We start from the raw sequence: 24151 nt of genomic DNA on the forward strand, positions 1-24151 counted from the left end.
ACCTTTGGCGCTTAATGATTCACCCTGTTTCTTGTGGATTAATTAATACTATAAAGTTAATTTACGTAATTCAAAAAACTTTATAATACAAACTAAAGGGCGCAAAGAAATTTAATAACATACTGCTTTAAGGCGCAGGAACATTTCGACTTCGCTCAATGGAAGATTTTCAGCAAGTTTGTTTCAGTTAAAATTCAACAGAATTAAATTTTATCAAAGATAAAATCCTTGTGCCTTAAGGCATATTTAAAGGAAAATTCTTGCGTTTTTGCGTTTTCCAATATCTCATAACTATCCCATTGATTCTTTAATTTTTTCCCGATGGATTATTCCCCAATTGACTAATGTTTCTGTTACAGGAAATACTGATTTTCCATATTCCGTCACTGCATAGGTCACTGTGATCGGTTTTGTATCCTGGATGGTTCTGGTGATCAGAAGATTGGTTTCCAGTTCTTTTAATTCTTTGCTCAGCATTTTCGCAGAGATTCCTTCAATACTGCGTTCCAGCTTTTTAAAATGAATCATCTGATCCGGTCTGTTCGTCAGATACCGTAAAATCATCAGTTTCCATTTTCCTCCCAAAACATCCAGACTGTCGCGCATTGCGAACAATTCTTCCGTACAGCTGGCTTCTCTTTCGATACCGTTTTCAATGATTTTTGCCATAATAGTTTCATGAAGGTAACTAGTTACCATTGGTTAACTAGTAGCAAATATAAACTATTCCCTCTTTACATTTGTGTATCAAATTAAATGTATGAAAGCAATTATTTTAAATAGAAACGGAAAACTGGAAGACGGAATTGCCAAGCAGCCTCAACCCAAAAACAATGAAGTTTTAATCCAGATTAAAGCAAGCGGTTTCAATCCCATCGATTATCAGATGCTGGAAAATGAATTGGAACGGAAACTGATCAGTTCCCCGATATTAGGAAGAGAATTATCCGGAATTGTAGTGGATAAAGGTTCCGAAGTTACAGAATTCAATATTGGAGATGAAGTGTACTGCGGAAGCGGCTCTATGGGAAGCAACGGCACTTACGCTGAATATATTGCAGTTCCTGAAGCTATTGTCTCTTTTAAACCAAAAAATATTTCTTTTGAACAGGCGGCGGCTATTCCATCAGCAGGAATGACTTCTTTACAGATCTTTAACCGTTTAAAATTAAATCCCGAAAACACACTTTTGGTAACAGGAGCAACCAGAGGTGTGGGTTCTTTCCTGATTAAACTTTTACTCTCCCATGGTATCCAAAAAATCACAGCAACTGTTGGAAATGAAGAAAACAAACAGATTCTTCTCAAATTAGGTTTAAAAGATCATCAGATTATCAATTATAAAGACGAAAATCTTATTGGGAATATTGTAAAAGCCAATAATAGCCAGCCTTTCGAATATGGAATTGATCTGGTTGGAAACTCCATGTCAGAAGTAACGGCAGAAGTATTAAAAATTAACGGAACGTATGTGGATGTAACGGCTTTAGTTACGAAAGATGCTCACGGAACCCTCTTCAATAAAGGGACATTGATTATGAATATCTCCAATTACACGTATGGAATGGTAAAAAAATATGAATACTATAAAAATAGCTTGCTTGAAATAAAGAAACTCATTGAAGACGTAACAATCCTCCCTCCACAATATAAAGTCATAGGGGGTCTTTCTTTGGGCACCGTTCTACAGGCACATTCTATTTTAAAAAATAATCAGACCCAAGGTCACAAACTGATCATGAAACATTAATCTATGAATAAAATACCAAGACGAATCGTAACAGGAATAAAAGACGGAAAATCTATTATCATTGAAGACCAACAGGTAGAAAACGCTGTGGAACATTTCCCGGGACTCATTATTTCAGATGTGTGGAATACTCAGACCATGCCAGCCAGCCTGAACTTTGAAACCAAAATTCCCAACACAGGATTTCCGCAAACGCCTAAAAATGGTACTTATTTTCGATATGTAGTAGTTCCCCCGGATAAAGATTTAGGTGTAGAATGGAAAAAAATGAACCTCATCCAATGATGCATCAAACTCCGACCCTGGATTATATCATCATCCTTTCCGGTGAACTTTACCTCATCATGGAAGAAGGTGAAACGCTTCTGAAACCAGGAGACATCGTTATTCAAAGAGGAACTAATCATGCATGGAGCAACCGTTCTGATGAACCTTGCATTCAGCTGGCTGTTTTGATCGATGCAAAAATTTAAATTTACACGGCTATATAGGATTTTACACCATTGTCATTCTGACGAAGGAAGAATCTCATGTAAAGCTTAGATTCTTCATTTCACTGCGTTACATTCAGAATGACAGCGTCATAATAATAAGATAGCAGGATTAATGTGAAATTGTATATAGCCGTCTAAATTTAAACTTCTCAACTCACAAAGCAGAAATCTCCAACAGTTTCTGCTTCATTTTTTCAGGCGTCATCTGCCCTTCCTGATAATACACCAGATTCTGATGCTTATCCAGAAATACCCACAAAGGATAAACAGGCTGATTTTTATTCTTCGATAAAGCCAGCGCCAACTCATGAATTCCGGAATTTCCGTTCTGCAGATATTCAAATTCCTGATTCTGGAAATGAATTTTTTCCTTCGTCTTCTCCGCCTCGAAATTGACAAAATAAAAATGATCATTAATCATATCAACCAGCTCTTTATCTTTACTCATACGATAAGACTCAATCTTACAGACCGCACACCAATCTGTATAAAGGTGAATAACAACCGGCTTCGGATTTTCTTTCTGCCGAACCTCAAGATCAGAAAAAGTGCCTGTCTTCATCTGAGACAGATAAAAACAGGGCACTAACATTAAAAATAAAGCTATTTTTTTCATTTTAAAGTATATTTTACTCCTAAGAAACCTCTGATCCCCTGCATTGGCGCATAACCGTATGCCGTATCAAAAGTATAATGATTAGGATTGTTGATAGGATCATCAACATGCTTATCAAACGGGTCAAATGGTCTCATCAAAGGATCTTTAGGTCTGAAGTTGAATAGGTTTTTCATCCCGCAATACACTTCAAAGCCGGATTTGAAACTCTTGGACACCTGAATATTGGCGAGAGAATAAAAAGGAGAATATTCAGGGCGGAAATCGTTCACAAGAACAGGCAGTCGCATAGGTCCGTAGAACTGTCCTGTAAAATCGATGGTCAGGTTATTTGCAAACTTATACGTCAGGTTATAAGTACCACTCCATTTTGGAGCATGCAGCTGTTGTGTTTTTTGATTTTCATTATCAAATTTCTGATAGACATCCAGATAAGTAACACCAAGATTAACACTCAAAGGAAACTGAAAACTGAAATCCACATTCAGGGAAGCACCTCTTGAAATTCCGTATCCGTGAAGATTATCATAAATAATTTTATTAGGATCGGAATCAAAATCCCCTACAATTTTATTACTGAAATAAGTATAGAAAGCAGATGCATCAAGATTCACCATTCGGCTGCCTACCGGAATTTTCCAGATATAATTCAGGTTTCCGTTGATAGATCTTTCCGGCTTCAGGTCTGATTTTACCACAACTTCTCTTGATCCTGTTAATGCAGCATGATCTTCCGTAAATAAATTAACCACTCTGAACCCTGTTCCAAAGTTGAAGCGTAAAGTGTGATACGGATTGGGATTAAATTTCCATGCAAACCTCGGTGAGTGTACGGAATGATGTACCTTGTCATAATCATATCTGTACCCAAGCAACAAGGTGTTTTTATCATTGATTTCCCACTGATCCTGAATAAAAGCTCCCCAGATCGGAGATTTCATCGGCGCATTGGTTATCCCATCTGCATCAAGTGTTCCCGGGGTATTGTCATCGTAAAAAGTTCTTTTGAAAGTAAGTCCGGCCGTGATATCATGTTTTCCAAAACTTCTGTCCCAGTACGTCTGTATGAAAGCCACTTTTTGTGTCGCATTGAACGGGTTAGAACCATAAAACGAATTCTGGTCATGATAATTATAAGAAAACTGAGTCACGATATGTTCTTTCATCGGCCATTCATACAATCCGAAAACCTCTGCTCTGTTGGTATAAATACTTTCTCCGTATACTTCATCACTGCCACGGAAAGATTTATTCCATTGCATTTCTCCCCCAAAACGGTCTTCATACAGATACCTCAAAGCAAAACTTGCCTGTCTGTTTTCTTTTCTCTTAAAGTTCCACTTGTTGAATACGGAAATTCTGCTTTGTAAAGTGGTATCCGTGAAATTATCTTTATTCTGATCTATTCTTTCCTGAAAACTGAAATAATTCAAGCTTAATAATGAAGCAGCATTCTTTCCTACATTAAATTTAGTGGAAAGATCCAGATTATTTTCAAACCAGCTCGTTGTCATCAGATCAACACTTAATTTAGGAGCCGTCAGTGCATTTTTGGTGATAATATTAATAACTCCTCCCATGGCTTCAGAACCGTAAATGGAAGAAGCAGGCCCTTTTACAACCTCTATTCTGTCTACCAGACTATTTGGAATCCCACTCAATCCGTATACTGTGGAAAGTGAACTTACAATCGGCATTCCGTCAATCAGAATCATGGTATAAGGTCCTTCCAGCCCATTGATATGAATATCTCCGGTGTTACATACGGAACAATTCAGCTGAGGTTTTACTCCATTTACCATTGCAATAGCTTCAAAAATGCTGGGAGTAGGATTTTCTGAAAAATTTCTGACTGTAGATCTCTACTGCTACAGGACTTTTAGACCTGCTCATCGGTTTTATCGTACCGGTAACCACTACATCTTCAATGTTACTTGTCTTGATTTCCTTCTTCGTAACTCTCGCAGAATCCAGATTTTTAGTCTGTTGTAAATTCAAACTATCGGTCTCCTGCGCAAAACAATAGGTTGATAAAAAAGTAATAGAAAATAATATTCGCTTCATGAAATTAAAATTGTTAGACAAATCTAACAATTATTTTTCAAATACAAAACTTAATGCTGGAAATATAGGTTGAGCCAATTCATGAAAAATGATTAAATTTGAGAAACTCCATATGAAAGTAAAATGAGATATCATCAATTGGGAAATATCCCACCAAAAAGGCATACGATCTTTAAGTCTCCGGAAGATAAATTTTATTATGAGCAGCTTTTCGGTACAGAAGGCTTCCATGGTATTTCTTCTCTGTTATATCATATCCACCGCCCTACACAGATAAAATCTATCGGTGAACCGAAAGATGTCACTCCTAAAATTGCTGTGGAAAAGAATGTGGCTCCAAGAATGTTTAAGGGAATGAACGTCACTCCTGAAGACGATTTCATGGACAGCCGAAAGATCCTTTTGATGAACAACGACCTGAAAATGGGATTGGCAAAGCCAAGAAAATCGATGGATTATTTCTACAAAAATGCAGAATGTGATGAGCTTTTGTATGTTCATAACGGAACCGGAATTTTGAAAACATTTGTAGGAGATCTTGAATTCGTAACCGGAGATTATCTGATTATTCCGAGAGGAACCATTTATCAGGTAGAACTGAAGTCTTACGATACAGTCTTTTTTGTATTAGAAAGCCACTCTCCTATTTATACTCCGAAAAGATACAGAAACGAATTCGGGCAACTATTGGAACATTCTCCATTCTGCGAAAGAGATATGATTGCTCCTACTTACAGAGAACCCATTGATGAAAAAGGAGAATTCCTGATTAAAGTAAAAAAAGAAAACCAGATTACCGACTTCATCTACGCTACTCACCCATTTGATGTGGTAGGCTGGGACGGATATTTCTATCCTTATAAATTCAATATTAAAAACTTCGAACCGATTACCGGAAGAATCCACCAACCGCCACCGGTTCACCAGAATTTTGAAGGACATAATTTCGTGGTATGTTCATTCTGCGCAAGAATGTATGATTACCATCCACAGGCTATTCCGGCTCCTTACAACCACTCCAATATTGATTCTGATGAGGTACTGTTCTACACAGAAGGTGATTTCATGAGCCGTAACCACATTGATTTAATGGACTTTACCCTTCACCCGGGAGGAATTGTACACGGACCTCACCCTGGTGCTATGGAAAGAAGTATCGGTAAAAAATTCACGGAAGAATATGCTGTAATGGTTGACCCTTTCCGTCCGTTAAAAATTACAGAAGAAGCTTTAAAAGTAGAAGATCCTTCTTATAAAACTTCATGGCTGGAATAAAACAGTAAAATTATAAAAAAAGTACTACTGAATACATACAAAAGACGCTTTAAATCCTTTATTTAAAGCGTCTTTTTTCGTAAATTTGTGAGGTATGGTTACCATATTTACCATCATTATTTTTCATAACGCATCCTAAGTAATGGTGGTTTAAAACAAAATCAATATTACATGTTAGAAAGAATCAGATTAGAAAGTCTACACGAAAAAGTTACTACAGCTGAAAATGCAGTAAAAATCATTAAAGACGGGATGACCATCGGGTCCAGCGGCTTTACAAAAGCAGGTGACAGTAAAGCCATTTTGCCCGCACTTGCAGAAAGAGGAAAAACAGAAGACCTGAAAGTCACTCTAATGACCGGAGCTTCATTGGGACACGGTACCGACGGAAAACTGGCAGAAGCCAATGTTCTCAAGAAAAGGATGCCATTTCAGGTAGATCCTATCTTAAGAAACAAAATCAACAACGGTGAAATCCTCTTCATCGATCAGCATTTAAGTGAAAGTGCCGAGCTTCTTCACACCAAAAATCTTCAGAGCATTGATGTAGCGATTATCGAAGCTGCTTATATTGAAAGAGACGGAAGTATTGTTCCTACCACGTCTGTAGGAAATTCAGTGACATTTGCTGCTTTGGCTAAAAAAGTGATTATTGAAATCAATACGGAAGTTCCTGAAGAAGTCTACGGAATCCATGATATTTACCAGGCTGAAGATTATCCTTACAGAAATGTGATTCCCATTGTAGCACCATGGAACAAAATCGGGAGAAAAAGTATTCCTGTAGATCCTGAAAAAATTGAGGCTATTGTATTTACCAACCGTAAGGACAGCCCGGCAGATATTGCAGAACCAGACGAAAAAACAACAGCTATAGCCAAACACCTACTGGCCTTTTTTGAAAATGAAGTTCTTTTGGGACGACTTACAGACCGTTTACTTCCTCTTCAGGCTGGTATTGGTAAAGTAGCCAACGCAGTTCTGACTGGATTTAAAGACAGTAATTTTTATGATCTGACCATGTTTTCGGAAGTCCTTCAGGATAGTACATTCGATTTGATAGACTCCGGCAAGCTAAGTTTTGCATCCGCATCTTCCATTACCGTTTCTCAGGAATGCTATGAAAGAGTGATAGGAAACCTTTCAAAATATAAAGACAAGTTCGTTTTAAGACCTCAGAATATTTCCAATACTCCTGGATTAATCAGAAGGCTGGGTGTAATTGCCATCAATACAGCTATTGAGTTCGATATCTATGGAAACGTAAATTCTACTCATATCGGAGGAACCAAAATCATGAACGGAATCGGAGGTTCCGGCGACTTCGCTAGAAATGCTTACCTAAGTATTTTTGTGACTCAGGCTGCTTCAAAAGGCAACAATATTTCCCATGTTCTTCCAATGGTTTCTCATACCGATCACACAGAACATGATGTAGATATTCTGGTAACAGATGTTGGATTGGCTGACTTAAGAGGGCTGGCACCGAGAGAAAGAGCACAAAAGATTATAGACAACTGTGTTCATCCTGATTATAGAGAAGAATTACAATCTTATTTTGACAGAGCCTGTGAAAAGGGAGGTCATACTCCTCATTTGCTACAAGAAGCATTTAGCTGGCACCTGAGGTTTGCAGAAACAGGAAGTATGAAACAGCAAATAACTGTAGAAACGGCCAATTAAGATTTTTATAAAATCTTAAATAGACAAAAGGACTGAATGCCAATGCATTTAGTCCTTTTTATTTTTTAATATTCTTTGGCTTATTTATATGACAAAAGTCTGTTCAATATCCTCAAAATATTTATATGAATATAAAATTATAAAGATTATCTTTGAAAGAATGGAAGTATTTTATGAGCCAGTAAATACTCTTAACACCTATTAAAAAAAGACAAAATATGAATAATTATATCAGTGCAGAAGAAGCAATTTATACAATAAAAAGTGGAAACCGCGTATTTTTCATGGGAGTGCATGTACTCCCAATTATCTCATTGATGAGCTGGCAAGACAGGCTGGCCGTTTACAAAATGTAGAAATGGTTTCCATTACCCAGCAGGGAAATGTGGAAATTGCAAAACCGGAATACAAAGACAGTTTTTTCATCAATTCGTTATTTGTTTCCACTCCTGTGCGTGATGCTGTGAATTCCGAGCGCGGAGATTTTGTTCCGGTTTTCTTAAGTGAAATTCCTATTCTATTCAGAAAAAACATTCTCCCTCTTGATGTAGCCATTGTCACCGTTTCTCCTCCGGATAAACATGGTTTCTGTACATTGGGAACTTCGGTAGACATTGCAAGAGCAGCGGTAGATACTGCGAAAATCATTGTTGCCATTGTCAATCCGAGAATGCCCAGAACCCATGGAGACGGGATGATCCATATCAGCAGAATTCATAAACTGGTTTGGCATGAAGAAGAACTGCCTACAGTGGATTATGGTTCCAAAGTAGGCCCGGAAGAAATGCTTGTCGGAAAAAATGTGGCTGAGCTTATTGAAGACAGATCTACTCTTCAGATGGGTATAGGAACCATTCCTGATGCCGTTTTGAAATGTCTTACCAACCACAAAGATCTGGGAGTTCACACAGAAATGCTGAGTGATGGTGTTATTGATCTGATTCAGGATGATGTGATCAACAACAAATACAAAGGTTATAACGATAATAAAACCATTACAAGCTTCTGCTTCGGGACCAGAAAACTTTATGATTATGTGGATGACAATACCGTGTTTGCCTTCAGAGATGTAAGTGAAGTGAATTTTCCGATCAACATCATGAGAAACAAAAAATGGTAGCCATCAATTCTGCTATTGAAATAGACCTTACAGGACAGGTATGTGCAGATTCTATCGGAACCATGCAATATAGTGGAATCGGGGGCCAAATGGATTTTATGCGTGGAGCTGCTTTAAGTGATGACGGAAAACCCATCATCGCCATTACCGCAAGAACGAAAAAAGGGATTTCCAGAATTGTTCCTTTTCTTAAACAGGGTGCCGGTGTAGTCACCACAAGAGGCCATATCCATTACGTCGTTACAGAGTATGGAACTGCCTATCTGTATGGTAAAAACCTTCGCCAGAGAGCACAGGAACTGATAAGCATTGCTCATCCTGATGACAGAGAAATGTTGGAAAGAGCAGCTTTCGAAAGGTTTAAACACTGATAATCAAACCATAAAGGTTTTAAAACTCATTTCAATGTGAAAACTTAAAATAAATTTTGAAATCAACATCAAAAAAACATACGAAAATATTAATATTTTGGCAGTATATTTGATAAAACTCATTCAAAAACAAGGAAATTGAAAACTATATATAATTCGATACGGGACGAGATTGTAAAGCATTCGAAGGTAAGGAATTCTGTTTTGGGGAATGTGAATGAATGGAAGAGAAGCCATTATATTATTCTTTCCGAAATCATCAAAGATGAACTCTTTGAAGCCGAAGAGCTGAAAGGGGGTAAAAAATTTGAAATCGGAAATACCATTTCCCATGTTACCCTTCAGCGTTTTTTGAAAACGATTACCAGGATAAAACCCACAGTGATTTAAGGTTTTTAAAAACATTAGATAAAATCTGCATCTTCTTAGGATATAAAGACCTTAATGATTACATTCTTACCGTCAGGTACAAAAAACAGGACGATGATGAAACTGATGACCAGTCATACCTTACCAAAATGGTGTATGATTACTGTGCCTCAGCTTTTGAATTCTACAAGTTATTCCCCACACACAATACAGAACTTTTAAAAGATCTGGTATTTGATGATTCCCCTTTTCTGGAAAGAGCCTCACAATTCAGTAAAGAGCTGTGTGACAGGGATTTTCATTTGGTGACCAAAAACAACAGATCCAATTATGAGGTCTTTGATATTCACATTGTTACAGATGAACCGGACAAAAAAATATTAGAATCTCAGGAATTCTGGAATCTTCTGTTCAAAGTAGGAGAAACCGGAGAAGAACATTTTGTGAATCAATTGAGCACTCAGATCTATTTTATCCGAAAAATAAATAACACCTGGAAAATATGGGATAACTATAATCCCGATGCAGGAATGCTGAATAAAAGAATTGAAACTATCTGAAAATAAGAAAGCCGTAGAGAATCTCTACGGCTTTCATGTTTCGAAATATTTTTTCACTTGTCTTTTGTATAACAAATGTAGGTAGTCGATTTTAAACATAAGAAACTTAAATATACTTAAGTAAACTCTTCTTTAACTTTATGTTAAATATATTCAATGAATCTATGGTAATATTTTCGCCATATCTAAGAATTTTGTAATTTGCATACCAATAAAATAAAAGTAAAAGAGAAAATATGTCAACACTTACATTTGCCGAGAAAATAGCTCAAGCAGAAAATTTCTTACCCATCAACGGTACAGATTATATTGAGTTTTATGTAGGAAATGCAAAACAGGCTGCCCATTATTACAAAACCGCTTTCGGTTTTCAGTCTGTAGCTTATGCCGGTCCTGAAACAGGAGTAAGAGACCGTGCATCTTATGTGCTTCAACAGGGAAAAATCAGATTGGTATTAACTACCGGATTAAAATCGGACTCTCCTATCAGCGAGCATGTAAAAAAACATGGTGACGGAGTAAAAATTTTGGCACTTTGGGTAGATGACGCTTATGCAGCTTTCGAAGAAACAACTAAAAGAGGTGGAAAACCTTATTTAGAGCCGGTAACGTTAACTGATGAGCAAGGTGAGGTAAGAATGTCCGGAATCTACACGTATGGAGAAACCGTTCACATGTTTATTGAAAGAAAGAATTATAACGGAGCATTTATGCCTGGTTATGAAAAGTGGGAAAGTGACTATAAACCTGAAGAAGCAGGTTTACTGTATGTAGACCACTGTGTAGGAAATGTTGATTGGAACAGAATGATCCCAACAGTAGAATGGTATGAAAAAGTAATGGGATTTGTAAACATCCTTTCTTTTGATGACAAGCAGATCAACACAGAATATTCTGCATTGATGTCTAAAGTAATGTCAAACGGAAACGGATTTGCAAAATTCCCTATCAACGAACCTGCAGAAGGTAAAAAGAAATCTCAGGTAGAAGAATATCTTGATTTCTACGAAGGAGAAGGAGTACAGCACATCGCTGTGGCAACAAAGGATATTATCCACACGGTAACTGAATTGAAGAAGCGTGGTGTAGAGTTCCTTTCTGCTCCACCAGAGGCTTATTACGATATGGTTCCTGAAAGAGTAGGTCATATCGATGAAGATCTTAAAAAACTTCAGCAGTTAGGTATACTTATTGATCATGATGAAGAAGGATACTTACTACAGATCTTTACGAAGCCTGTAGAAGACCGTCCTACTCTATTCTTCGAAATCATTGAAAGACATGGTGCACAGAGTTTTGGTGCCGGAAATTTCAAAGCTCTATTCGAAGCATTAGAGAGAGAGCAGGAAAGAAGAGGTAATCTTTAAGTTTACATTTAAAAATATAAGTTTTGTCAGGATACAGTATTCTGGCAAAACTTTTTTATAAAACACAGTATATGAGAAAATTTTTAATCGGGATTTTACTTTTGGGAACATTAGGGCTTAAAGCTCAATATGGTTCTCTGAATGAAATCCTTAACAGACTTGAACAAAGAAAAGGCATCAATCAGCATCTTGAAAATGTAAATATTGACAACAAAAAGTTCGTTTTCATCAAAGATGAAGCCGATCATACAGAAAGGGACTTTATTATTATCAAAGGGAATAATGCCACTTATGTAGAAGTTTTTGATGATAAAGCAACGGGAGAAAGCAGCTCTAATGTTTTTACCGGTGATGTCATCAGGAAAAAAAATATTATTTCTTTAAGAGCAGACCTGCTTGAAAATAAAAAAATCCCAATGCCTGTTACCAAAACTTTATTGTTGACTCAGCAGGATAATATTCTGTACCTCATTGATGTCAATACCAGAGACAGATGGATAGATGAAGCATCTTACTCAACAAAAAAGGCAAAATAAATGTTCCGGGGAAATGCTCTGGATGATATGTAACCTAACTAAAATCTAAACTTATGAAATCATTTGTAGACTATTCCTCAAATTCGGATTTTTCTATACACAATATTCCTTTTGGAGTCGCAGTTTTTAACAAAGAATATATCGGATGCTGTACAAGAATCGGAGATCAGGTAATTGATCTTGCTACATTGTACGATCTGGGTTATTTTGAAGATATTGAAGGATTAGACGACAATGTTTTTGAAGCTTATACCATTAACGAATTTATCGAACTGGGTAAACCTGTTACCAATGCTGTTCGTACCAAAATTCAAACCCTTTTGCAGGAAGGATCTACTTTGTCTAAAGATCAGAAAACTATCGAAGAAGCTTTCTATGACCTGGATAAAGTAAAGATGATGATGCCTGTTCACATTCCGAACTACACGGATTTCTATAGCAGTATTGAACATGCTACCAACGTAGGAAAAATGTTCCGTGATCCGGCAAACGCTTTATTGCCAAACTGGAAACACTTACCGGTAGGTTACCATGGGAGAGCATCTTCTATCGTAATTTCAGGAACGGATATCAACCGTCCGAAAGGTCAGACGAAACCTGCGGATGCAGACAAACCGCTTTTTGGTCCATCTAAGCAACTTGATTTTGAACTGGAAATGGCTTTCATCATCAATAAAAATACAGAGATGGGAGAAAGCATCTCTACCAAAAATGCAGAAGATGCCATCTTCGGAATGGTTGTTTTCAATGATTGGTCAGCAAGAGATATCCAGGCATGGGAATATGTTCCTCTAGGACCATTCCTTGCAAAGAATTTCGGTTCATCTATTTCTCCATGGGTGATTACGCTTGAAGCTTTAGAGCCATTCAGAACCGCTTCTCCAACTCAGGATCCTGAAGTGCTGGAGTATTTACAATTTGAAGGTGATAAAAACTACGATATCAACCTTGAAGTATATATCCAGCCTGAAAACGGAGATCAAAACCTGATCTGTGAAAGCAATTACAAACACATGTACTGGAACATGACTCAGCAACTGGCACACCATACCGTAAACGGATGTAACGTAGAAGTAGGTGATCTATACGCCAGTGGAACCATTTCCGGAAGTGATCCAAAATCTTTCGGATCTATGCTGGAATTAACATGGAGAGGACAAAATCCATTATCATTAAGCAACGGAGAAGAAAGAAAATTCATTGAAGATAACGATACTGTTACGATGAAGGCTTGGGCTGAAAAAGACGGTGTAAGAGTAGGTTTCGGGGAAGTTTCCGGTAAAATTATCCCAACACTTTAATTTTTATCTAAATTTTAACTCTGCACAATACTACTATTAAACCTTATAGGTTTTTGAAAACCTATAAGGTTTGGTGGATGACATCGCTAGAAATACACTGCTAAACAGTTAGTATTAGAAATGTCATGCTGAGCTGGGTCGAATCCTCTTTTTAATATCATTTGAATATTTACGTTGAATTAAGTGTTAAAAGTAAAAACATGAAAACAGTAATCCCCTCCGAGATAACCTCCGTACAGCTGCAGACCATCATGCAGACGGCCGTTTCACCACGTCCCATAGCATTGGCTTCTACTGTAGATAAAGACGGTAATAATAATTTATCTCCATTCAGTTTTTTTAATATGTTCAGTACGGTTCCTCCGATTCTGATCTTTTCGCCTTCAAGAAGAGTGAGGGATAATACCACGAAACATACGCTGGAAAATGTTATTGAAATTCCGGAAGTGGTCATCGGAACCGTGAATTTTCCGATTGTACAGCAGATCTCTTTAGCTTCTACAGAATATGAAACCGGAGTCAATGAGTTTATCAAATCCGGTCTTACTATGAAAGATGCAGATCTTGTGCAGCCTAAACTGATTGAAGAATGCCCCGTTAACTTTGAATGTAAAGTTTTAGAAGTAAAACCATTGGGAGATCAGGGTGGTGCAGGAAACCTTGTAATTTGTGAAGTGCAGAAAATCCATATCAGAGAAGAATATCTGAATGAAGCTGGAAATCTGGATCAGAAAAAACTGGATATGGTAGCCCGTTTAGGCAGCAACTGGTATTCCAGAAGCAATGAGAACAGTCTTTTTGAAGTGCCAAAACCTTTGGTAACAAAAGGAATTGGTTTTGATCTGCTGCCGGATTCCATAAAGTACAGCAAAGTATTTACAGGAAATGATCTTGGAATGCTTGCCAATACAGAGGTATTACCTACAGGTGATTTCCATGCCGATGAAAACATTCATTTGGATGCCCAAAAACTGCTTCTGGAAAGCAAAATTGAAGAAGCGTGGGTACTACTCACAATACAATAAAAAAAGCCTGAGATTTCAGGCTTTTTTATTGTATACTGGAAGCTAGACTCTGGAATTTTATAGGTTTTTAAAATAACTTTTGTCCAAAGAAACAACCTTTTGGAAAACAGTTCTATTTTGATTTCAATAGATATGGAAAACCATAATAACTTCCAGCATCCAGCCTTTGGCACCCTTTCTTACTTTGCTTTCAATGATTCAGAAACAGCAATTTTTCCTTTTTCAGCAAATTCTGTTACTTTCCCATTTTTATCAATGGAAACATTCAGATTATCATTTTTAGCATCGTAAAAAATACTGGTAGCATATCCCGGACAGTCATGTTGTTTACATCCTGTCAGCTTATAGATTTCGTTCTCTGAAGAAATAGGACTTTCTACATTGAAATTCTTCACCATCTCATCATATTGGGCCCCGGCTAGTTTTTTCAATCTTTCTGTAATGCTTTTATCTTCAAAGAATTTAATATCATGAGGATATTTACCCACATTTTTGGTAATAATATTCTCCGAAGCAGAAGATGTAGGTGATGCTACAGAATCGTTTTTTGTCACTACAGAATCCTTAGGCGCTGCTGTAGCCAAAGTATCTGTACTTAAAGAAGATTCTGTTTTTGTTTCCTTTTTACACGAAACAACACACAATGAAAGCGCAAATGCGCCTGCAATAATTTTTCTCATAATTACATTTTATGGTGGTTAATTTATAATAAACGTTGTTTTAAATATTTTATTTCAATTTTTCTTTTATAAAATCAATACATTTTTCAGTTACACTATATAAATCTTCTGGTAAATTGTTGTCTGTCCATGGTTCTTTTGCTCCAAAGGTATGATTGGCATTTTCGATCAGAAAAAGCTCTGAATTCGGGTGAAGAAGATGAAGATGTTCTGCCTGTTTTGCTTCTACTGCTTCGTCTTCAGTTCCATGGATAATCAACATATAGGCTTTAGCCATTTCAGTTGCTCTTTCCACATCAAAACGGTGAATATTTTTCTCATAATCCTCATAGAACTGGTAATAGTGAGGCATCTGTTGTTGAGTACGTCCATTCAAGGCGTAATACACTCCATTATTCTTCCACTTCTCAAAAGCATCTCCTTTTGGAAAACGATCTAAAGTATCCACACTTGCTAAGGTAATTAAACCGTTGACTCTTTCATCTTCGAAAGTTTTAATAATAGAAATCCCTCCTCCTCTGCTATGCCCTATCAGAACAATTCTTTCAGCATCTACATGCGGGTCTTTACTAAAGTGATCAATCACCACTCCAAGGTCTGAAAGTTCTTTAGAATAATTATCATTCCCAAAAGCCTCAAGATCTCCAAAATGATGAGGATCCTCAACTGTTGTTCCGTTATGCGAAAAATTAAACTTAACGAAGAAAAAACCTGCTTCAGCAAACTTTTCGGCCATCAGATTCCAGGCTCCCCAGTCTTTGTAGCCTTTATATCCGTGAACAAAGATGACTAACGGAAGTTTTTGTCCAGCAGCGTTGTAAAAAGCATCCGCAAGAAAACCTTTTGTTTCTTTATTTTCTAAGTATATATTCTTTTCACCAATCAGGTTCATAACTCAGCATTCTTTGTATTTGAGATGTTATTTGATATGGAAATTTATGAAAAAAACTGGTTTTTACTCTTTATTCCTTATTTCTTTTATGTCAAGCCAAGCCGAAGTTTATAAAAATAGCCTTATTTTTGCTTCATGCAGAATTTAAGAACTGTAACCGTGATGCGTTACATTCTGCCTTTGAGAGAAGGAGGATCTCTTCCGGCTCTGGCAGAAGCTGATGATGATTTCAAATATGTATTAAAATTCCGTGGTGCAGGCCATGGAGTAAAAATGCTGATCTCCGAACTTTTGGGTGGCAAGATTACTGAAGCGTTGGGACTTAAAATTCCTGAACTTGTTTTCATCAACCTTGATGCAGATTTTGGAAGAACGGAAGCCGATGAGGAAATACAGGATCTTCTGAAACATTCTGAAGGGTTGAATCTTGGTCTGCATTATCTTTCCGGTTCTATTACGTATGATCCGGGAGTAAGTGTGGATCCTCTTCTGGCTTCAAAAATTGTATGGCTGGATGCATTTATTACCAATATTGACCGTACTTTTAAAAATACCAATATGTTGATGTGGCATAAAGAACTTTGGATCATCGATAATGGTGCTTCGTTCTATTTCCACCATTCTTGGCAGAATTTTGATACCGCTGCTAAAACACCTTTCAAATACGTGAAAGACCATGTACTTCTTCCCAAAGCAAAAATGCTTGATGAGGCTGATAGGTTTGCCCATGAAATACTGAATGATAATCTTTTCAGAGAAATTGTCAACATGATTCCTGAAGACTGGTTACTGTGGAATGATGCTGATGAAACGCCTGACGAAATCCGTGAGATCTATTTTCAGTTTATGAAAACCAGATTAGAAAATTCTCAAATCTTTGTAAACGAAGCGAAAAATGCAAGAGGATAAAATATATGAATACGCGGTAATACGCCTGGTACCCAAGGTTGAAAGAGAAGAATTTTTCAATATCGGGCTCGTGATGTTTTCTAAAAAAGAAAAATTCATCAGAGTGGAGTTCTATCTGTGTCCGGACAAATTCAAACTGATGCACAGCAAACTTGATTATGATGATGTTATTCACAACCTGGAAAGTTTTCAGAAGATCGCAAATGGTGCTAAAGACGGCGGTCCTATTGCCTTTTTGGATGTTCCGGAGCGCTTCCGCTGGCTGACGGCTGTGAGAAGCTCTGTTGTGCAGACTTCAAGACCTCATCCGGGAAAATCCAAAGACCTGAATACTACTTTTGGTAAGCTTTTTGAGGAGTTAGTAAAGTAAGACTTCCTTAAAAAATTTATTATGAATTTATCGACAAACGACATATCAATCTACAGGTTTTTCACAAACCTGTTTTTTGTTTTAATAATAAGTTCTCCTCATTTATTTTTTTCACAAAACTTCTCCCAGGTACAGGTTAAAACGCCTCCTGTAAAAAGCATATTACTTCCTGAAATAGCGAACCTTTCCGAAGATATTGTTTATAAAACCAACAGAAAAGGAAATGCTGTAAAACTGGATGTTTTTACTCCTAAAAATGTTCCTTCAGGTCAGTTGTTACCTGTATTAATCTATGTTCATGGTGGCGGATGGATAGAAGGTGATAAAGTAATTCATTCCGATAATTATGTTGAAACAACCATTGCTAAGCTGATGGCAAAGCAATATGCCGTAATCAGTATTAATTATACACTATTGAATGACAGCACGCATTTTCCGCTCCCTTTGGAAGATACGAAAGATGCCGTAAGATGGGTAAGAAAAAATGCAGCGCAATATCATTTTGACACCAATAATATTGGTTTGTTCGGGGCTTCAGCCGGAGCTCACCTTTCTCTGATGGCAGCATATACTCCGGATAATACTTATCTCGGTAATCCGGAACTTTCTTCGTATTCCGCTAAAGTAAATTATGTAATTGATCATTATGGTCCGGCAGATCTCAATAAACTTTTCCATACAAAATTAGGGACGATTCCGGTAGCGCTGATTGGATTAATGTCCAAAAAGATTGTTGGTTTACAGGAAAATCTTGTCAAAGGAATTTCGGGCTATAATATCAGAAAAGATCAGGACAGCGCTATTGATTATCTAAAAACGATGTCTCCAGTTAATTTTGTTTCGGGAGGAGTGCCGACATTAATTGTTCAGGGGAATAATGATAAAATTGTTCCTTTAAACCAGTCTAAAAAGCTTCACAGAAAATTAAACAGAGCTAAAATTCAGAACTCACTGATCATTGTCGAAGGTGGAGTTCACGGTTTTGGAACTACTGATAAAGCTTATCTGGATCAACTTACGGATAAGATGGTGGATTTCGTTATTTCACAGAAGAAATAATATACATATACTTATCATTTTACCATTCAATATTCTAAAAACCAAAACAATACATTAAAAACATTCAACAAATTTGCTAGATTGATATACTTATTGATATTTTTCATTGAGAATTAATTACCTTGGCTATTGTTTAAATTATTTACAACAAAAACACCAATACTTTAATTTTTTACCAACAAAAATAAGCAATATGGAATCTTTAAACAATATCAATGCGCTTACTCTTATCTTTGTATCTGTTCTGATTTTTGCGATAGCGTACCGTTTTTACGGTATTTTCATCGCCAATAAGGTTCTCCGGCTCAACGACCAGAATATGACCCCTGCTGTAGAATTTGCAGATGGTAAAGATTATGTTGCTACTAATAAAAATGTACTTTTCGGACATCACTTTGCTGCTATTGCGGCTGCCGGACCATTAGTAGGACCTGTTCTTGCAGCTCAGTTCGGATATCTTCCCGGCGCATTATGGATCTTGATTGGATGTGTTCTGGGAGGCGGAGTGCATGATATGATTGTTCTTTTTGCTTCTGTAAGACATAAAGGGCAGAGTCTTGCGACTATTGCTTCTAAAGAAATCGGGAAAACAACAGGAACAGTAGCAGGTTTTGCTATCCTTTTCATTTTGATTCTTACCCTTGCAGGCTTATCTTTAGCCTGTATCAATGCCATGCATGAAGCTTCCTGGTCTCTTTTTACTGTTGTGATCACCATGCCGATTGCGATCATTATGGGATTGATTATGCGTTATAAAAAGAACAGTGTGCTGTTTGCAAGCATTTTGGGAGGAATTCTTCTGATTGCAGGGATTATCGGGGGACACACCCTGATGCAGAATCCTACAATGAATGGCTTATTTTCCTGGGATATCAAAACCATTTCTATTGCGATTCCTCTCTATGGTTTTATTGCTTCTGTATTACCGGTATGGCTTCTTTTGGTTCCAAGAGATTACCTTTCTACTTATTTAAAAATCGGAACTATTATCATGCTGGCTATTGGGGTAATTGTCATTCACCCTACTATTCAGATGCCTGCTATTACCGCTTTTGTAAATGGTGGAGGACCTATTATTGGTGGTCCGGTACTTCCTTTTATTTTCATTGTCATTGCCTGTGGTGCGATTTCAGGATTCCATGCGGTGATTGCTACAGGAACCACTCCGAAAATGCTTAATAAAGAAAGAGAAATTCTTTTTGTAGGGTATGGAGCGATGCTTGTGGAAGGTTTTGTAGCGCTGATGGCACTTATTGCTGCATGTACTTTGATGCCGGGTGATTATTTTGCGATCAATACTCCCAAAGAGGCTTATGATTCTTTTCTGGCTGCACATCCTTCCCTGCACGGGGTAGATATTGATTATTATTCACAGAAAATAGGTATTGATCTGTATGGAAGAACCGGAGGTGCAGTATCTCTGGCGGTGGGAATGGCGCATATATTTAATAAAATCCCTTATATGGATCAGCTGACGGCATATTGGTATAATTTCGCAATTATGTTTGAAGCGGTATTTATTCTTACTGCTATTGATGCAGGAACAAGGGTTGGAAGATTCTTCTTACAGGAAATGCTGGGGTCTGTTGTTCCAAAGTTTAATGATAAAAACTGGATTCCGGGAATTATTATCAGCAGTATTCTTTTCACCTTTGCATGGGGATATCTGGTATATACCGGAAATGTAAACAGCATCTGGCCGTTATTCGGGATCAGTAATCAGCTGCTCGCAGCCTGCGGACTTATTGTTTGTACAACAATGCTGATCAGAATGAAAAGAGGAAAATATGCTTTATGCTCAGCTATTCCGGGTGTTTTTATGGCCATAATTACATTCTGGGCGGGTTATATTCAGGTGACGGCGATTTATATTCCAAAAGGACAGTATTTACTGGCTGTTTTGGCGGCTACAGCTATGATTCTTATGCTTATTGTATTTATCGGAGCCTTCAGAAAGTGGTATCAGCTGCTTCAGATTAATACTACCGAAATTGATCATTATGGTGAACCTGTGAAAGAATTGGTAGAAAGGTAAGATTCAAACTTCATCAATAAAAACCATTAAGAAGGATTGAAAAAATAAAGTATAGTTAAGATAAATCCTTCTAATTCTTAAGCTTAAAACAAAGCTTATCTTAATACTCTTAAACTCTTATTACATCTTAATGCTTCAAAATAAAAGTTTAATTCATATTACATAAAAAAACAGTTCAGGATTTCTGAACTGTTTTTTATTAGAGTTATTTAAACGTAGAATATAAGATTAAAACCATTAAGGGGATTTAAGAAATAAAGTATAGTTAAGGTGAATCATTCTGGTTCTTAAGCTTAAAGCGAAGCTTATCTTATTATTCTTAAACTCTTACTAAATCTTAATGGTTCAACATATAAAAGTTTATAAATATGATCTCTTGTTTTATTTAAAAATTGAAATTCAATCTTGCAAAAACATACCTTCCATTCTGTCCAAACTGTGAAGTAGAACGTGAATAGATGAATTGATCGTTATTGGTAGAAGCAGTAAGGTTTTTCGTTGGATAGATATCAAACAAATTGTTTACTCCTAAAGTCAATCCTACATTTTTGGTAAACTGATAAGCGGCAGATAAATCTGTAATGATTTTATCTCCTATCTGTTGGTGTTCATTAAAATCAATGATTCCGTCTCCGTTCACATCAATAATATCAGCCCCTGTTACTTTTCCGAAATAGGTATTTCTCAAATAGAAAGTGGCATTTTTCCATGAAAGCGTGTGTGAAAGACTGGCTTTCACCCTCGGTACAGCTTCTTCCAGATAGACTCTTGATTTTTCAGAAAAGTATACTTTTTCCAATTGTGGCGACTGTAAAAGTCCTGCTGAGTGGATATCTCCAACCTGTTTTGTTTTATTAAGGTTAATAGCGAAATTATTATCCAATTTAAATCCAGAGAATCTGGCTGTATGCGAAATCACCACATCTAAACCTTTTGTCTCCGTATCAATAGCATTGGTAAAGAACTGCGCTGCATTGATTCCCAACTGATCATAAGCTTCCTGTGCTTTCTGAGGAACACTTGCTCTTAAGAACTGGTCAGTAAGAATAATACGGTTATCAATTCTTGTGAAATAACCGTCTGCAGTAAAGGTAAGACTAGCCGAAGGAATTCTATAGGTAAATCCTACACTTGCTGATTTGGATGTTTCCTGTTTCAGTTTTGGCATATCCAGCAATCCTGCAAGTTGAGAATCATTGCTAAAGGTTCCTACTTCCAAAAGCTGATTATTGGTGAATAATGTAGATGTTACATTATAATAAATCTGGTGAATAGATGGTGCTCTGAATCCCGTAGAACCTGCAAATCTCACATTGAAATTAGGGGCTACTTTAATTCGTGATGCCAATTTATAATTGAATGTAGACCCGAAATCAGAATAGTTTTCATATCTGGCTGCAGCATCTACCAATAACCAGTTGGTAAAGTTAAATTCCACATCTGCATAGGCTGCTACCGACTGTCTGTTTTTATCTACAGCATTTCCGGGTTTAAATCCGTTGAATACCTGTGATCCGCCAGGAAGTGCTGCTTCGAAGAAATCTGTAGGTCTTACAGAATTTCCGTTCCATACGTTTCCTGAAACATCATAGGTTGCAAAAGAAGCTTGCTCCCCCTGAGTAATTTTAAAATTCTCATAACGGTGCTCTGCTCCAAACGCCACATTGATTCCTTCCCATACATCATATTTTTTTGAGAAATCTAAATTGATGGTATTTTGAGAAAATCTTAGTCCACCTGCATTAAATTCTCTTGGTGAAGCAAAACGCAAAGAAGTATTTCCTGTATTCTGAATGTTATAGGTAAATGAATTCTGTCCGTATGTATTGCTGAAATCAATATTCCAGCCCTCCCATTTTCCTTTGATTCCGGCAGCTAATGAGATATCCTGAATATCTGTTCCGATCTGTGGAAGGTAACCGTTAGGATATAATCCTGTAAAAGTTCTGCTTTCGCTTGGTCTTCTGTAGAATCCTCCTGAAGTACCATGTCTTATGCTGTAACCACCAAAAGTATACACTTTCCAGTTGTCACTTACAGGAATCTCAGCATTCACAAAAAGCTGGTGATTGTTAAGTTTCGACTGTCCTACCTGCATATTAAAATCCTTCCTTTCCTGTCCTCTGTAAGCCAGTTCCTGATCCGTAAAGTAATTAAGCTGATCTCTGGTGAAATTAGCAGATTTCAAAACATTCTGCAATGCAGAAATGGTATTCGCTCCCTGGATAGAATTTTGCAGATCCTGAGAAAAATAGCTTACATTCTGAGCATACTGATGGATGTAATTCACAAGCTGCTGTGAATTGGGTGTATTGTTGATATTTGTAAAGAGAGAAGAAAGATTCACACCGTCATTCAATGCACGTTGTTCAATAGCATTATAGGCATTATAAATAGGACCGCTTTCTGTTCCCGCTCTGTAGGTTGGGTTTCTGAATTGTGACGACCAGGTAATATTAAAGAAACCTCCTTTGGTTCCGATTTTATTCCCATAGTTTAAATCCAGCTGAATATTCTGCCCGTCAAAATCTCCGGTGTGATCATTTGCGGTTGGCGTAAGGTTTCCTCCATAGCTTATCTGCCCTGCCAGTTTTCCTGTATCTCTTTTCAGATCAAGGTTGATCACTCCGGCAATGGCATCAGATCCGTATTGTGCAGAAGCTCCGTCTCTTAATACTTCAATTCTGTTTAAAGCAAAAGATGGAATAGCATTCAAATCCGTTCCAACAGTACCTCTTCCTGGTGTTCCGTTTACGTTTACTAATGCTGAAGTATGTCTTCTTTTTCCATTTACCAAAACTAAAACCTGATCTGGTCCTAAACCTCTCAACTGGGCAGGATCCAAATGGTCGGTCCCATCTGAATTGGTCTGAATTGTAGAAGTAAATGAAGGAGCAACAGCATTCAGAATTTGTCCGATATTGGTCTGTGGAAGAATAATTGAAGATTCTTTTATATTGAATACATCTACGGGAACCGGGCTGTCTACTTTAGATCTGGCTCCGGCTCTAGAGCCTAATACTACTACTTCTTCTACATTATTTGTCTTTATGGTGGCTTTATTTGTTTTTATGCTGTCTTTTTCCTGCCCGTAAGTAAATACGCCGAGGAAAAACAGGACAGAGGCCGAAAGAATAGTTTTCTTATTATTCATATTTTAGAATTTGATTAACATTTATGTTTTTTACAAGGTGCAAATGTAGAATTTATTTATTAGTCTACAAAAATAATAGACTTTTTTTTTGTAAAAAACAGTTATCGTTTCTTTCTATCCCTCATTTAAAGTTATGATAAATTAAGGAAACATTCGTAAAAAACATTGTTTTATAGCAGGTTAACTTCAAAATAAATATTGAAAAACGCTATGCACGCAAAGAAATTCTTACGTAGTTATTATTTTTACGATCGCAAGGGCACTTCGTTCAGCGAGGATTTATCTTAGCTAAGTGAAACGCCCTTTAGTTTGTATTATAAAGTTTTTTGAATTACGTAAATTAACTTTATAGTATTAATTAATCCACAAGAAACAGGGTGAATCATTAAGCGCCAAAGGTTTTTAGACCTATGCAAAGATTATGAACCCTGTTTCTTTGAGAGTAAGGTCATAATAGAAATTAAGGTTTGCGACCAATTATCAAGGGCTTAGACAAAACTCTCTATGTGGAAAAATATTTT

Annotated in this window: 20 protein-coding genes and 2 pseudogenes; 16 read left to right on the plus strand and 6 right to left on the minus strand. The window is 37.0% G+C overall.

Going from position 1 to position 24151, the window contains the following annotated elements; translation table 11 throughout:
• Positions 1-291: 291 nt before the first annotated feature.
• Positions 292-669 carry a winged helix-turn-helix transcriptional regulator gene (locus tag BOQ62_RS18245; protein ID WP_034697438.1) on the minus strand — a complete coding sequence of 126 codons (378 nt, stop codon included), beginning with the start codon at positions 667-669 and terminating at the stop codon, positions 292-294.
• Between the two features lie 91 nt (positions 670-760).
• Here BOQ62_RS18245 and BOQ62_RS18250 point away from each other — a divergent pair, with 91 nt between their 5' ends.
• The 3 genes from BOQ62_RS18250 to BOQ62_RS23540 are packed head-to-tail and all read left to right on the plus strand — an operon-like array spanning position 761 to position 2223.
• Entirely contained in the window at positions 761-1750 is a 990-nt protein-coding gene (locus BOQ62_RS18250; protein WP_129041757.1) for an NADP-dependent oxidoreductase, read from the plus strand.
• Positions 1751-1753: 3 nt separating this feature from the next.
• Positions 1754-2035 (plus strand): hypothetical protein, encoded by a 282-nt coding sequence (locus BOQ62_RS23535; RefSeq protein ID WP_228414308.1) that lies wholly within the window; start codon positions 1754-1756, stop codon positions 2033-2035.
• Positions 2032-2223 carry a cupin domain-containing protein gene (locus BOQ62_RS23540; protein ID WP_262708360.1) on the plus strand — a complete coding sequence of 64 codons (192 nt, stop codon included), beginning with the start codon at positions 2032-2034 and terminating at the stop codon, positions 2221-2223. Before BOQ62_RS23535 ends, BOQ62_RS23540 begins: the two co-directional genes overlap by 4 nt.
• 175 nt (positions 2224-2398) lie before the next feature.
• Here BOQ62_RS23540 and BOQ62_RS18260 read toward each other — a convergent pair whose 3' ends face one another.
• Complete coding sequence (locus BOQ62_RS18260) at positions 2399-2860, minus strand: thioredoxin family protein (protein ID WP_129041758.1); 462 nt, start codon at positions 2858-2860, stop codon at positions 2399-2401.
• Positions 2857-4924, minus strand: a pseudogene (locus BOQ62_RS18265) (TonB-dependent receptor plug domain-containing protein). Before BOQ62_RS18265 ends, BOQ62_RS18260 begins: the two are co-directional and overlap by 4 nt.
• A gap of 123 nt (positions 4925-5047) precedes the next feature.
• Here BOQ62_RS18265 and BOQ62_RS18270 point away from each other — a divergent pair.
• The 9 genes and pseudogenes from BOQ62_RS18270 to BOQ62_RS18305 all read left to right on the plus strand — a co-directional run bounded on the left by BOQ62_RS18270 (position 5048) and on the right by BOQ62_RS18305 (position 14531).
• Positions 5048-6199 (plus strand): homogentisate 1,2-dioxygenase, encoded by a 1152-nt coding sequence (locus BOQ62_RS18270; RefSeq protein WP_129041760.1) that lies wholly within the window; start codon positions 5048-5050, stop codon positions 6197-6199.
• A 171-nt stretch (positions 6200-6370) separates the two neighbouring features.
• Positions 6371-7882 (plus strand): succinate CoA transferase, encoded by a 1512-nt coding sequence (locus BOQ62_RS18275; RefSeq protein ID WP_129041762.1) that lies wholly within the window; start codon positions 6371-6373, stop codon positions 7880-7882.
• Positions 7883-8100: 218 nt separating this feature from the next.
• Positions 8101-9373, plus strand: a pseudogene (locus BOQ62_RS18280) (acetyl-CoA hydrolase/transferase family protein).
• Between the two features lie 138 nt (positions 9374-9511).
• Positions 9512-9763: a hypothetical protein gene (locus tag BOQ62_RS23560; protein WP_228414317.1), complete on the plus strand. Its 252-nt coding sequence runs from the start codon at positions 9512-9514 to the stop codon at positions 9761-9763.
• A 128-nt stretch (positions 9764-9891) separates the two neighbouring features.
• Positions 9892-10302 carry a hypothetical protein gene (locus BOQ62_RS23565; protein ID WP_228414318.1) on the plus strand — a complete coding sequence of 137 codons (411 nt, stop codon included), beginning with the start codon at positions 9892-9894 and terminating at the stop codon, positions 10300-10302.
• 236 nt (positions 10303-10538) lie between these two features.
• A complete protein-coding gene (hppD, locus tag BOQ62_RS18290; protein ID WP_129041763.1) occupies positions 10539-11669 on the plus strand; it encodes a 4-hydroxyphenylpyruvate dioxygenase in 1131 nt (376 codons plus the stop codon).
• A gap of 71 nt (positions 11670-11740) precedes the next feature.
• Positions 11741-12205 (plus strand): hypothetical protein, encoded by a 465-nt coding sequence (locus BOQ62_RS18295; protein ID WP_129041765.1) that lies wholly within the window; start codon positions 11741-11743, stop codon positions 12203-12205.
• A gap of 53 nt (positions 12206-12258) precedes the next feature.
• Positions 12259-13506 carry a fumarylacetoacetase gene (gene fahA / locus BOQ62_RS18300; protein ID WP_129041766.1) on the plus strand — a complete coding sequence of 416 codons (1248 nt, stop codon included), beginning with the start codon at positions 12259-12261 and terminating at the stop codon, positions 13504-13506.
• 200 nt (positions 13507-13706) lie between these two features.
• Positions 13707-14531, plus strand: coding sequence for a flavin reductase family protein (locus BOQ62_RS18305; RefSeq protein ID WP_129041768.1), 825 nt, complete (start codon positions 13707-13709; stop codon positions 14529-14531).
• A gap of 179 nt (positions 14532-14710) precedes the next feature.
• On the opposite strand, the gene BOQ62_RS18310 is transcribed toward BOQ62_RS18305, so the two are convergent.
• The gene (locus tag BOQ62_RS18310; protein ID WP_129041770.1) at positions 14711-15211 is read right to left on the minus strand and encodes a hypothetical protein; all 501 of its coding nucleotides are present in this window, start codon (positions 15209-15211) and stop codon (positions 14711-14713) included.
• Positions 15212-15260: 49 nt separating this feature from the next.
• Positions 15261-16103 carry an alpha/beta hydrolase family protein gene (locus tag BOQ62_RS18315; protein ID WP_129041772.1) on the minus strand — a complete coding sequence of 281 codons (843 nt, stop codon included), beginning with the start codon at positions 16101-16103 and terminating at the stop codon, positions 15261-15263.
• A 135-nt stretch (positions 16104-16238) separates the two neighbouring features.
• On the opposite strand from BOQ62_RS18315, the gene BOQ62_RS18320 reads away from it, so the two are divergent.
• From BOQ62_RS18320 to BOQ62_RS18335, 4 genes are all read left to right on the plus strand, one after another.
• Entirely contained in the window at positions 16239-17012 is a 774-nt protein-coding gene (locus BOQ62_RS18320) for a HipA family kinase (RefSeq protein WP_129041774.1), read from the plus strand.
• Positions 16999-17382, plus strand: coding sequence for a DUF3037 domain-containing protein (locus BOQ62_RS18325; RefSeq protein WP_129041776.1), 384 nt, complete (start codon positions 16999-17001; stop codon positions 17380-17382). The genes BOQ62_RS18320 and BOQ62_RS18325 overlap by 14 nt, the downstream gene beginning before the upstream one ends.
• Positions 17383-17403: 21 nt before the next feature.
• Complete coding sequence (locus BOQ62_RS18330; protein ID WP_129041778.1) at positions 17404-18441, plus strand: alpha/beta hydrolase; 1038 nt, start codon at positions 17404-17406, stop codon at positions 18439-18441.
• A 193-nt stretch (positions 18442-18634) separates the two neighbouring features.
• Positions 18635-20476, plus strand: a complete 1842-nt coding sequence (locus BOQ62_RS18335) for a carbon starvation protein A (RefSeq protein ID WP_185146807.1) — start codon at positions 18635-18637, stop codon at positions 20474-20476.
• 385 nt (positions 20477-20861) lie between these two features.
• On the opposite strand, the gene BOQ62_RS18340 is transcribed toward BOQ62_RS18335, so the two are convergent.
• Positions 20862-23630 carry a TonB-dependent receptor plug domain-containing protein gene (locus BOQ62_RS18340; RefSeq protein WP_129041780.1) on the minus strand — a complete coding sequence of 923 codons (2769 nt, stop codon included), beginning with the start codon at positions 23628-23630 and terminating at the stop codon, positions 20862-20864.
• Between the last annotated feature and the right edge of the window lie 521 nt (positions 23631-24151).

The organism is Chryseobacterium sp. CH21, from assembly GCF_004119445.1.
GTDB lineage: Bacteria > Bacteroidota > Bacteroidia > Flavobacteriales > Weeksellaceae > Chryseobacterium.